We start from the raw sequence: 14,088 nt of genomic DNA, 5'->3' as shown, positions 1-14,088 counted from the left end.
AAAAAATCCCCCTTTTAAACCTAAATATCCGGAAGTAATAATGCATCTATTCTATGAAGCTTATACCCATTATCTATGCAAGAATCATAATATCTTGCAGAGTTTTTAATATACATTACATCTCCTAAAGTAAATCCACCCATTAAATTAAGCTTCTCTATCCCACTAGCTCTTTTTTCATGAACATAACCTATATTGTAGCTTCTACCCTCCCTATCTACATTAAAGGCATATTTAATAAAATCGCTACTGTAGTCACCAAAGAAATATTTTTCTTCATATTTGTTTACATTATAATTCATAATATAAGCTTTTACAGTGGAGTTTTCCTCCAATATACCGTAGAGCCTTTTGTACAATTCATCCTTGGATAATACACTGTTATCTATGAACTCTATAGATACATTAGCTCTTTCATTTAACTCATCCTCAAAGGATTTTGAAAATTCAGCTTCGCATAAAATGTATTTATTACAAACCTCACATAGTTTTTTAATAAACTGCACTTTATCATTCCTAGACTGATTTATATCACCTAAAAATTTTTCTTGAAAATAAAACTCATCTCCATAACTCTCTGATAATTTATTTACTATTTTCTTAATTATAATCCTATAATATTCTTTTATATTTTGTGCTATATACTCATTCTGCTGTTTAATATCATTATTTGTATAATCCTCAATACAGTTCTTGATACTTTCAATATAATTAATTTTTTCCGCAAGCTCTTCATGAACACTAATAATAATTTCTTCGCTTTTTCTAAGGATACTTTGAGCTATCTTAAGTTTTAGTATGCATAGCTTATTTCCATACACTCCTTTAAATAAATCTTTTTTAATATCATCTAGAACAGCATTTGAAGAAAATAAACTTTTGAAAAGCGAAGGTACCTGAACTCTTTTACTATATATTTCATAGATTTCCTGATTTATAGCTTCAATACTTTTATCTATATCCACACACTTAAGCCTTATGTCCTGCAGAGCTTCTAAAGGCTCTGTCAAACTATATGTGCCATATAACCCAGATCTTTTATCTTCCAATAAAAGCTTAACAATGCCCCTTATTTCCTTGTTAAGACTTATATTTTTAAATTTTTCATAAATAACTTTTTCAAAATTCTCATTAAAAAAATGCTCACAACTATTCCCATAAAGCATTTCCTCAGCTTCCCTTAATGTAAGTTTCGCAAGTTTTGAAACTGAAATTTTGGAACTTACAGTCATAAGTCCCCTCATATCCTCTACCCCGCTGCCTTCTGGTAACATACTACTAGCTTTTAAATCTAAACTTTCTTCATCTAACATAAAAACTGCCAGCAGATTCTCTTTGTTTTTATTTGAATACTGCTTTATTTTATTTATTAGCTCATCATAAAATTGGTTTACAGCCATAAGAGCAACTGTATTATTAGGCCTTTTGACCTTTGCGAGTCCTGCAGTAACTAAAGTAAAACTCCCATTCTCCCTTGAAATATTTTTTTTGAACCTAGCATTATCATAGTATTGATTTTCCATATCATAATAAGTATCTATATTCACATTTCTATTTTTTATAAGATTTATATAGGAAATAATTTCGTAATTATCTTGCAGACTTCCACTAGAAATTATACCTTTTTCATTAGTATCGCTAAGCAAATATACTAAATCAAATATAGGTTTGTTTTCACTAATAACAGGAAGTTTCCTGTCACCTCCAAAAACCTCTATATCTTCTTTAAAAATGAAATCACTTTTTTGCATATATGAAAGCTCCTTGAAAAAGCTAAAGGCTAAGGCAGCATCAAAAAATGAGTCCTCCTGGGTTTTTTCTACGAGTAAACCATAGAAATCTGCTAAAACAATTCTAAAATGCTGTGAAAGCTTACTTTTTATTAATAAACTTATTTCCGCCACCAAAATATTCATAGCATCATCCGCTCTACTTACCACAGAAATATTTACCCTCTCAAAGGAACTAAAAAGCTTACCACAATCTAAAAGATTATTTTTCATCTTCATTATTTCTTCATTTAAGGCTGTAAGTCCCTTCTCACTGTTATAAAAATTATCACTTATATCGTATCTAAGGGCTTTTTTATCTTCTATATCTAAACTATCAACTTGAACCTTAAAATTAAAAACATTTTCAGCTTGAAATTTTTCTTCATTATATACATTGAAAAACATTATGCCTTTACTGTTATCCCATTTTTTATTTACATCCTCATATACAGACTTTAACCCTTCATTACTCTTATCTCCAATAAAAACAAAAACTACTGGACTGCTGGCAATTTTCTGTTCATCTTCTCTGTACACTGTATTATCTGTACTTAAACAATATCCATCTGCATATTCTTTCAAGATATTTTCCATTTCCTAAACTCACCACCTTTGTATAACTAGTATAAATTGCTTCACAATTTAATTGACAGTTGACAGAGGACAATTATTCTAAGTTAACCCTAATCTCTTTAAGTTTATCATAAGTATTAACATAGAAACTATACATATCCTGGCCATTCTCTATTTCATACCTTCTGTAATCTAACTCTTCAATAGCCTTGCTATAAGTCTCAATCATGCATTTTATTCTACTGTACAATGTAGTAGTTCCCTCTTCCATAGATAAATCCGCTAATCTTTTATCAGACTTAGCTTCAATAACCATTCTATGCTTTTCATCGATTTCACAATACTTATTATAAATTGAGTATTCAGGGTATTGCTTTTGCTTCATTAGGTTAACAAAGGGCTCTATTTCTGTCCTTTCATCTGCATCTTTATCATACATATACACAATACCCTTTTTACAAATAGTTTCTGTATACATAGCTTGGATAAAGTTATCTATTAATTTGGTTTTTTTATCGTTATCATAAATAAAGTTTCCAAGCTTATTTATCTGCTCCTCTATAGCTGCATATTTTTCTATTTCAGCTTTTAAAAGCTCTATTAATCTTGGGCTTCTTATTAAGTTTTCCTTTGCAACCTCTTCATCCCTACTATCAAAAATGTAATACATTTGTAAATCATAGTCCTCAATGTTTTCTAATTTGTTCTCCATTAATTTTCTAAGTTCTACAATGCATTTTCTTATTTCAGCCATATTGGGAGTTTTGTCTTCTTCAATAGCTAAATCGTAATTTAATAAGAATTTTTCTATATTAAATTCTTTGGTGACAATGACCTTATACTGTGAATTTGTTATCTCAGATACACGCTCTATACAGCCATACTCCCTAGCTTTATCAAAAACCAGTCTTATTTCACCATTATATTTTTTAATTCTTTCATTATGATAACTAGTTCCCCAAGATTTTTCAGGGATAGGCGAAGGCAAATATGTCCAATTAATATCCCTTGTTTGAATAAGATGTCTGCCTATTCCCTCTTTAGTAAAAATAGATTCCTCATAAATTTTTTCATATTGTCTTATTGAGGTATAAGCATATAATGGCACTCCATTTTCTGTATTTAACCAAAATATTTTATTTGATACCTTGCTCCTCTTAATGTTTACAGAATGCCCTAATGTACTACTTTCCTTATATTCCTTAATTCCTTTATATATTCTTGGAGTTTTAGCTGGCACTGAGACCATATTCCAAGATGGGAAAATTAGTGAGCCACCTGCATCCTGAAGCTGAAATACTGGTATTGCATCCTCATCTAGTCTTGGTGCAATTTCCGTTTGAATTAATCTTTCAATAGATTTTTCTTCTCCATACTTCATAACTAAAAAATCTTCCATAGATTTTGTTATTATATCGCCGAACTCCTCTGATACAAAGTTTGATATAGAACCTACTATATCCATATGCTGCTCATCAATCCATTTTTGAGATTCTGTTAAAAGCTTATTTGTAAACCTTCTTATTAAATCATTTGTATCCTCATCAGAAACCATTTTATCTATAGTTTTCACCACATCTGGCACATTAATAAGATTCCAATAATAGGTCTTCCCTCTATTGATTTCCACTTCCTCACCTTTAATAAGAATATTACCATCATCCCTAAGTACTTTGTTTAATTCATTTAAAATTTCAGTATACACTTTATATATTTTATTATTTGAATTGCTTATAATTTCAATAGCATACTGATAGAATTCTATCATCTTCAAAGTTCTCTCTTCTTCTGACCTTGCATAGTACTCCTCTATTTTAGCCTCAATATAATCATTTTTCTTTGATTCTTTTGTAAATAAAATAGTCTTTTTTGCTGCATCAAATTTGTCCCCCGCATCCTCTCTAAGGTTTTTAATGTTATCCGGTAATCTTCTATGCTTTTCTACTAATGATTCTTTTATAACCTCTAGAGTTTTTACCATACTAAAGCCTTCATTTGAAAATAACATCCTTGAAGCATAAAAAGGTCCTTTAGCTGCATCTTCAAAAATTCTATCTATCTGCAGCTTTAATACTACAGAGATTTCACCAGGGTACTGTCTTTTCACCTTCAAATATTCATCACAAATATCCCTTAAGTATTCACTAAGCTCTTCATCCATATTTACTGCTTCTTTTTTAATAACATTTGCAAAATCATACTTATCTCTGTTTTTATAACCTGAAATTGGTTGTCTACCTAAATTTTCACGTTCAAACCTGGCCTCTACGGAATCTTTATCTAGCTTCACTATTCTAATGAACTGATCCACATCCTGCTCTGTTGGTGATTTTTCAAACATTACATCCATTTTTTCAAAAACTTTATATGCAAGATAAGTAGTTATTTCTTCAATAGGCAAAACTGCTGAAGATGCTCCTATAATGTTATATTTATAATTTGCTGAATAAGGCTTTTCCATATTCTTAATGTTTTGTTCTATGTTACTTATATAATCATGAATAGCAAACTCCTGCCCAGCTTGCCTTTCCTCACTAGCCATAAAATTTGTTATATTTTCTGCAGTAACATTCATGCAGTAATCATAAGCATTGCTTAATAGTTTACCCTCTTTATTCGTAGCGGAAATCAAGTGGCATAGATCAAAAGGTGGAACCCCTGAATCAACTTCTAAAGCACTTTTATACTTCTGCTTAAACCTATCTCCTCGCTCTGAAATATTCATTAAATAATCTAATTCTTTTAATGCAGCATATCCATTTTTCATAATATAATTTCTCTCGTGCATTCCAAGGCCCTTAGATATATTAACATCCGGGGTAAACAAATAGCTTAAAGTATTTACTCTATCTATGCCATAGCCACCAAATTTTCTTTCCATTATTCCGCGGACTATGTATGCAATGTCAAGGAAACATCCACTTCCTGTTCCCCCGGAAATACCTGTAAGCATAAATACATATAGTTTTTCTTTACTATCCTTCATAATAGTATTTATTTTTTTCTCTATACTTTCAACAACTTCATTTATCTTTGTGAAAAGTAATAGTCTTCCAGCTTGCCTAACCCCACAAGCACCTTTCATTCCATCAGATATATTAAGTTCTGGAGATAACCACTGTGAAATACATGGGTCCATAACTTTTCTATCACTTAAAATAGCTCCAATTTCTGAATTAGATAACATTACCAATTCACTTTGAGGGTCTAATCCAATACCCTTATACTTCTTGTTTTTTTCCTGCATATTTGTTTCAAAACCTAAAAATTCTATTTTGTCAGGCTTCTCTTTTCTTACCTTTGTTAAGGAATCTTCAGGTAATTTAAACCTTCTATTTATTTGATATTTTAATCTTAGCATTGCATCTATACCCGTACCACCAAGTCCTATGATAAGCATAGGATTTTCAATGGTATCTACACGTATTTTATCACTAATGATTCCCCCACCAGTCATTACATTTAGTTCTTGTATATGCTCTCTTATATTTGCATTCATATTAATTTCCTCGCTTTCAATTTTAAGTTCTCAATTTTCCGAAAATCAGTTGCTATAGAACTCTATAATTATACTTTTAGATGATTTATTTAAAAGTACTACAATTCTTTCGCCATTATATAACTTTGTCTTAATATCCTTTGATAAAACTCTACCAGATTTTTGAATACTGCACTGTGAATTATTTGATACCTCAATGCTGTCATCCTTCTTAAAGTGAAATTTTAAGTTCTGCACCTCTGAGAACTCCTCTTTAAGCCCTAATACATCATAAAGACTAAATTTTCCATTATAGGTGTGCAAACTTCTATGTTGAGGAGCTGATACTTCACCAGTGTTTTCATCTCTAATTTGAAACATCACCCTACCAAAGCCAGCTGCCTTATTTTTCTTTTGCAGTACTATTACTATTGCTATTATAATTAAGGCAATGATACCTACTACTGCAAAAATAATACCCACTGTGTTTTTTTTATTATCACTTCCCACTGGTTTTTGCGCCTGAGTATTATTAGAAGGTTTTACTGTAGTTCCTCCTCCAATTGTTGTGGGAGAAGTTTCTCTATAAACACTCTTTCCATCAACCCTTACCTTAACTTCATATTTGTCATTATCTGACAAGGTATATTTCCCACTAAATAAATGATTATTGTTTTGAAGTGGAAATTCTTTAATAGCTCCGCTTTTTAAATTTTTAACTACTAGTTTAGCTTTCATATCTTTATAAAGCTCATTGTCATCAATAACTTGTCCATTACCTAGAAAATAAGCTTCTATATTCATATCCTCTCCTGTTTTAGGTGCTACTGGATTAAATTTAGCCTTTAGCTCAATATCATAATTAAAAATGTAGCTGATATTTATTTTATCTCCACTAATTCCCTTAACTTTGAGCATCCAATCTCCTTGTATGGGCTTTACTATTTTTAACATAGAATACTTATTAGAAGAAGTAAAAATTATATCATTTGAAGGAATAGGTACCTCTGTGCCCTTTGGATTTACTAGTTTTACTTCAATTGGCGTGTCCGATAGCATAGATACATTAGCTTCTAGTACATTAGCATTGGGGATGTTTAACTTTACGTCTTGAAATCCACCACTGGCAATAATGCTTCCACCATTTTGAACCTTAATTTTTGAATTATCCGCATAAATATCTGTTAATATCTGTGTAAGATCCTCTGCTTTATTAGTTATATAAGTTTTACCCTTGGTTTTATCTGAAATACTTTGTAATTGTGATTTATCTACAGTGCCATCATAGTTTAATCCTATAGTGTATATAGGATACCCCTTAGCTTTCGCACTACTTGTAGCATCATTTAAATCCTTTAAAGATTTCTCCATACTTCTTGCCGGATCATTTTTACCATCTGATAAAAGAATAATAATTGGCTTATGAGTGGGTTCATGTCCACTTTCCATAAGGTTTACAGCTTCTTTTAAACCCATTCCTGTATCTGTTTTTTGTCCAAAAGGTATAGCATTAGTCATGCTCTTTATACTGTCTTTATCCGCTGCTGAGTTCATGTCACCCAAATTGTGCTCTCTAACAATATTATCGGAATAAGCCACAAGACCGACTTTGTTTCCATCTACTTCACACATATCAAGGAACATTTTAATAGCTTCTGTTCTGATTTCATGCGGATCACTGGCTTTCATTGACCCACTAGCATCTAAAACAAAAATCACATCTAAATTTGAAACACCACTAGATTTAGCCAAGACACTTAGGGAACAGGATATTTGAAGTAGTAACACTACTATAAACGCTATTAATCTATTAGTTTTTTTATTATGATTCATTTTGTTCAACTCCTTCTTAATAAAAGCCTATTTACCAATAAATACATTTATTAACAATTATATTTACAAATATTGTTATGTATTTTATTATCCACCTCACCTAAAATCCATTGAAATACTTCTGCTTCATCAAAGCTCGCTTTATTTTCACTTCTCCTTGTTAAATTAGAATCATCTATTAAAAAAATTCTATAATCACTAAAATTATTTTCAATTTTAAACTTAAATTTTTCTTCAATATACCCAGGGCGGCTTATGCTAATAGACTTATTAATTATAAACGCTATTGGCTTATTAATTATTTCTCCAGGCTTAATCCCAAAATTTTTGTGAAGATTTAAAATAAATATATCTAGTATGTCATTGGAAGTTAAGTTGTTTTCGACCTCTATATCTAAACTTATAAACTCTTCACCGTTAATTATAAATACTATTCCATCATAATAATTAAAGTATCCATACTTTTTCAAATTATCACTTAAGACTAAATCACTCGCATTAGTATCAAAGATATAAATTTGTCTTGAAGGTTTTTTTTTGTTTTTTCCCAAAAAGAACTTTTGAGTTTTTGGTGTTGATACATAGGCTTTAAAAGGCGGCTTCTGAAATTTCCACTCTATAGTATCAAGCATATTGTATATAAAATTTTCTTTTATTGATGAGTTTGTTCCAATAATGGGTATACATATTTTTTTAACCTTATTCATTTTAGCTTCATTTTTGCACTTTCTACAAAGGGTTTTTAATTTATTTTTTCCACTTAGTACAGTTAGTGGCAACTTATTACCGCAAATACATTTAAAATAGAAAATATGCTTAAAAGCAGGCATAAGCGCCGCATATCTATTATTGCAACTTGGACAGACATAATAGGGCAATGTCACCTTTTCATAACACTTTTCACATATATCCGACAAATTTTTACTAATTAATTTTTTTTCTATAAAATATATAATTTTGAATAAAATAAACTTAGGAGGATAGACTATTCCTTTGTAAATAAATCTCACTATACCATTAAAAAACTCCAATCCCAGTCCCCCCTATTTTAGCTATGTTTTCTTATTTACCAATAAACTTGTTTATTCCTCTTTGAAATATAGAATCTCCTCTATCCTCATTAACTTTTTTGCGTATACTATTCCATGGTCTGCTTATCATTGATTTGTTTCTCATTCTACTGATCACATCACTCATATAATTTTCATATTTTTTCATTTCTCGCAGGGATCTATTACTTAAAATATTAATTGTTTTATTAGTAATATAGTCAATTATATACTTTGGAAAATCATCTACATTTCTGAAAACATAAATTATAAAATGAAAAAACACTTTATATCCTTCTAATTTGTTTTCCTTTAAGAAAAGTTTATAAATTTTGCCCTCATTTAATATCTCCTCTAAGGTTTTTAATAAAGATTCATAATATATTTCTTCATACATTCCTAGGCAAATAGCATCAGTTATTCTTTTATAATCCACTTTTAAATCTTCATTTACGCCATTCATGTATATATTAGATAGATACCAACATAAATATTTTTTGTATGTATGCCTGTCTATATATTCAAAGTTCAATTTAACTTTTCCGCACACTGTTTTTATTACATTTGTGCCCTTCTCAAGGTTCATTCCAAAAGAAATAAGCCCTGTAACATCTGGCTGGGTTACAATATCTCTTGATTTTTTAAGATCCATTATAGCTGGAATTATTATTGCAGTCTCTTCTTCTGGATAAGTTGATCCTAATTGCTTTTCAAAGTTGTTAATTAAATTATATAATAAAGATTCATCTATAGTAGTTTTTAAGCAGTTATTTAATATAAATTTAAGAATTTCAAAGGATTCATTTGAAATTTCCACACTATTTTCTAAATTGTTCAAGAATTCCATAGCAGCTTTGGAAAAATATTGCCCTTTATGTATAGGTGTTCTATTAAAAAACGATTCGCAATAATCCCAAAAATATTTACTCTTATCCTGTGCATAATTAAGTTCATACACAAAATCTCTAAATAGTAGCTCTTCACCACCATCTAGTTCATTTAAACTATTTCTAATTTTCAAAAACCAAGCTTCCTCATTATCTTGTTTCGCTTCCTTTAAAAGTTGCAGCACTATTCTTTCTTTTTCATTACTCCCACTTATTACAGCATTTTTATAACACATAATCATAAAATTTGAAAAGTACTCCTCATTCTTGTAAATAGACTTAGTTATATATTTCATTTCATCTTTATTAAAACTTAAAATTTCAATACATCTATCAATAAATTTCACTAGTGCAGTATTTTTAATTACGCTTTCCCAACTTATAAGATTACCTACCCTATAACTGTAAAAAATGAAATTTCCAAACAGTGTATATAAATAAAACTGAGCATGTCTTGCCTTTGCACCTTCCATATAAATGTACAATTCATCTATTCTATAAGAATCAAAGGAATACGTTATAAACTCATCTATCTTATTACTATTTATAGCTCTAATTTTGTCGTGTAATTCTATAATTTCTTCTAATTTAATATTTTCTCTATCTACCACCATAAAATAAAGAGCATCAAAAAAGAACTCAAAGGCATTCTTTATATAAATTTCATTTTTTGTTCTTATTGCTATATTAAATAAAAATTTTGAAATAACCTCAGCACTATGCATATCTACTTCTCCACTTATTTTTTTAAGCATAGGTTCTATCTGTATAAAAAGTTGCTTATATGTCTCTATGGAACCATAGTTATTAACAAAGTCTATTCCTTTTATTATGCTATCTGTATCCATTTTTTCAATACCTTTTTTCGCCATATTGTAAAGATATAAACAAGCATCTATTTCTTCATCTAACACGTCATAATCAAATTTATCTATAAAATCTATAAATGGTAACAGACTATCTTTTGATATTGAAAGCCCTACCTGTGCTAATTTGGAAAATTTGAAGTCATGATTCAAATCGCTACTATGTCCATTTATAAAATCAAATGCATTATACTTATAAATATTATTACAATCCTTAAAATTTGTTTTAGTTCCTTCTGCTGAAGAACCGCAAATAACGTAATTTGTATTTTCACAATCATTACTATAAGTAGTAAAAGTTAACAATTGAGAAAGCTTTAAAGGAAGACACATTTGAGCTGCAGCTATCCAGTAAGCATTATTCTCATTAGTATCGCAAAAAATGATTTTCTTATGTTCTTTGTGATACGCAATAACTGCATCCATCATATTTTTAAAGCTCTTGCTCCTTTTTATAACGGAAACTCCTTTTAGAAATTCTGATACACTCTCTAACGTTATAAAATCAAATAAAGGTAGCTGCTGTAATACTTTCAAAGACTCTATTTCCTGGGCATTTTCTTCTCTGTCCGTTAACTGCTTTTTAAAAACCTCTGAGCCATATAACTGTATAGGGTGAAAAGTCATCTCTCCCTTTTCAAACAATAAAACATGACAAAAATAATTTCCAAAGCGTCCACTATAGTCTTTTCCTGTATATTTAGCTTGGCAGACCGCTTTTTTACCATTTTCTAGAATAAAATATGAGAAAGCTATTGGAAATAACTTATCTATTTCATCTTTAGTCGGTTGGCTAGGAAGATTACTAGGTGGAACATACATACAGTAACTCTCTATTTCCTTTTTTTCAGCCTCTGTAACGCCCTCAGATACGGAGTAGGTTTGAAATCCCATTCCTGAGGAAAGTCCTTTTCTACATGAGGTATAATACAATTGCTGCACTTTCATGTACTTAACCTCACTTTCTCTTTTCTGATTTTATAAGCTTATGTTTCCAAAGTAACCATAAAAATGGGTCTTCAACTCTATTAGGTCTTAAATTTTTAATACTATTACTGTCTGGGCTACATCCTAAGGCAGTTATTCCAAAATAAGCAAAATCCTTAAAATTTGAACTAAGCTGATTAGCAAAATTTTCTCCACCCCAACTTCTTACAAGTGATTCCATTGAACCATTTACATCCTCAAAATCTGCAATATGGAATTTACCTGCACCTATATGTTTACTGGGATAGTTAATACAACTAGATGAATCTAGTAAGGACTCTACTGCATCCATTTTTGAAAATGCCACTGCCACTGGTATATCTATAAGTTGAGTCATTTTCTTATTCTTTGCACGTCTTATAAGATTGGCTGTTCTTGAAAGCAAATCCTCAATTTCAGTATTCTGTTCTGGCAAATGGGTTCCCTTTGGAAGAGAATCTCTCACATTAGTAAGTTGAAGTGGATCTAGTAAAAAAATAATACCAGAGGAATTATATATATACTTATTTACCGACTTCATAGTGTCTTCTTCATCCAAATCCTCTCCTGCGGTATCAAAAAAAGCTATTGTCACCACATTACTAATTCTCTTGCTTTTTAAAAGACCACCAAAGATGCTTGTCTCTCTAAAGGCTAAAGTATATATAAGTGGCTGACTAACTGAAGTATCTGTCTTAGCTGAATGTGTAACCTTGATTATTTCTTTACTTCTAAATACTGGATAATAAAAATCATTACGATATCTCGTTATAGTAGCATCATTAATGGCTTGCAAACTACAATTAAATGCGGCACCAATTTCGTTCATTATTTTATCTATAAGCACTGCAATATAATGGCTCTTCCCTGCCTCCTTAGCACCAATTACTGCAAAAATCAAATCTTTATATTCACCTATAGTGTAGGGAAGTTCTGCATTGCATGTAGGGCAAACCTTAACATTTGTGTTCTCTCCACATGAATCGCACACCATGTCCTTTGGCATAATATTTTTCCCCTCATTAGGGGCTGGAACCATTACAATTTCTTTTTTCGCATTCTCACATTTATTCGGTTCATTTTTACATATAAAATTCACTTCGCTTAATTTATGTTCTGTAAAACAAAATGGACATATATAGGTAGATTTTTTTAATAAGCTCATATTTCATGCCTCCTAGTAGTTCCATCTAGTAGATAACAATTATTTAAAATAAAGTTTTTCTCTAGCTGGTGATATTATCCTATACCTTGTACTTTCTTTATCATTCATCACAAACAGCTTTATGTACATATTGTTTTTTATAGACTCTAAAGGAAATTCAAAAACGCAGGGTTTATTTTTAGTTATTACCACCTCATTAAAAGTACATATATCATCACCATCTGATTTTTGAATTGGCATATTGCCTTTTTTACCTATTACCGTAATAGCCGGTATTTTAATTTCCTCATTCCCTTCCATACTAAACATAATTTCTGCTGATTTAAGTTTGCCTAGTAAACTTCTTTTTATCTTCAAATTATAATATATTTCAATAGGTTTTTTACTGACCATAAGTCGCCTCTTGCCTTCTGAATAAAAAATCTTATCATGCATTTCTGCCATAACATAAATAGTAAAATAATAGTTCCCTTCTGGTATCCTGTCAATAACAAATGTTCCTGTACTTTCACCTTTTTCTCTTTTTATTACACTAGCAACTGCTGATGAATCCTCCGCACTTTTAGCAAAGCTATCTCCTCTATAAACTACCTTAATCTTATTTGCTTTTTCTGGCCATTGCCATTGCAAGCACAATTGATTATGCTTAACCTCACCCACTATGGCTGCTATGTCCATTAACGTAGAATTTAATTCCTCTACCGTTTCTATTAATCTTTCATTTTCCTGTTCACTCTCTTGGATTGTATTTATTATAATTTGCTGAGCTTCTGCTTCTTTTATTTCACCGTGATTTTTTATTGCTTCAAACTCAGTTGTCTCACATTTTTCAAATTCCTTATTTCGTATATTGATTTGATTTTCTTCAAACTGCTCTTCTATATTTACTTCCCCTATTAAATATTCATTATTATTAGTTATTTCAGCAATTTTTCCTCTTATTTCTTTTTCTGTTAATGAAGGAAAGGAATCTACAAAGTTTTTTATTTCTTCATTTGATAGTTCATCTTTAATAGAAAGAATTATCTCTATCTCCTCTTTTAAATCATTAATTTCTTTATACTTAATATCCATGCTAATAAGATTCAACTCCTTTATATGTTTTACTAAAACATATCACTCAGCTATATTCTACAGTAGTTTACAATTTCCTCTGATTTATTCTATTTTTATGTAAGTAACCATAAATTAGTGTTTATTATATTTTTTACTAAGCCTCTTTCTAATTATGATTTTAAATTTGATTTATTACAACCATTTTTATTTTATATTTTGTAAATTTAATGATAATTTTAGTATTTTATTAAGGATGCCTTATATAATTCCAACCATATTCACTATTAAGAAACAAAAAATCCTGAACTCTATTGAGCTCAGGATTTTTTTTATTTTTTAGGTCCTTTGTTTTTCTGGTCTTTTTTGTCACTTTTCTTGCCATTATTCTTAGTTGAAGCACTTTTACTTTTACCCTTATCTGGCATAATATATACCCCCTTGTT

7 protein-coding genes are annotated in these 14,088 nt (G+C 30.1%); all 7 read right to left on the bottom strand.

What is annotated here, in order from left to right; genetic code table 11:
• Positions 1 to 20: 20 nt before the first annotated feature.
• The 7 genes from KPL50_RS12230 to KPL50_RS12200 all read right to left on the bottom strand — a co-directional run bounded on the left by KPL50_RS12230 (position 21) and on the right by KPL50_RS12200 (position 13,663).
• A complete protein-coding gene (locus KPL50_RS12230; RefSeq protein ID WP_216298750.1) occupies positions 21 to 2,366 on the bottom strand; it encodes a hypothetical protein in 2,346 nt (781 codons plus the stop codon).
• A gap of 73 nt (positions 2,367 to 2,439) precedes the next feature.
• Positions 2,440 to 5,844: a tubulin-like doman-containing protein gene (locus KPL50_RS12225; protein WP_216298749.1), complete on the bottom strand. Its 3,405-nt coding sequence runs from the start codon at positions 5,842 to 5,844 to the stop codon at positions 2,440 to 2,442.
• A gap of 45 nt (positions 5,845 to 5,889) precedes the next feature.
• Positions 5,890 to 7,656: a VWA domain-containing protein gene (locus KPL50_RS12220; RefSeq protein ID WP_216298748.1), complete on the bottom strand. Its 1,767-nt coding sequence runs from the start codon at positions 7,654 to 7,656 to the stop codon at positions 5,890 to 5,892.
• Positions 7,657 to 7,706: 50 nt separating this feature from the next.
• Entirely contained in the window at positions 7,707 to 8,687 is a 981-nt protein-coding gene (locus KPL50_RS12215; RefSeq protein WP_216298747.1) for a hypothetical protein, read from the bottom strand.
• Positions 8,688 to 8,718: 31 nt separating this feature from the next.
• Positions 8,719 to 11,406 (bottom strand): hypothetical protein, encoded by a 2,688-nt coding sequence (locus KPL50_RS12210; protein WP_216298746.1) that lies wholly within the window; start codon positions 11,404 to 11,406, stop codon positions 8,719 to 8,721.
• Between the two features lie 10 nt (positions 11,407 to 11,416).
• Complete coding sequence (locus KPL50_RS12205) at positions 11,417 to 12,589, bottom strand: hypothetical protein (protein WP_216298745.1); 1,173 nt, start codon at positions 12,587 to 12,589, stop codon at positions 11,417 to 11,419.
• Positions 12,590 to 12,628: 39 nt separating this feature from the next.
• Complete coding sequence (locus KPL50_RS12200) at positions 12,629 to 13,663, bottom strand: hypothetical protein (protein WP_216298744.1); 1,035 nt, start codon at positions 13,661 to 13,663, stop codon at positions 12,629 to 12,631.
• Between the last annotated feature and the right edge of the window lie 425 nt (positions 13,664 to 14,088).

The organism is Clostridium sp. CF012 (genome assembly GCF_018861755.1).
GTDB lineage: Bacteria > Bacillota > Clostridia > Clostridiales > Clostridiaceae > Clostridium_AD.
Note: the sequence above shows the minus strand (reverse complement) of the source record. Positions and strands in the feature narration are given on the sequence as shown.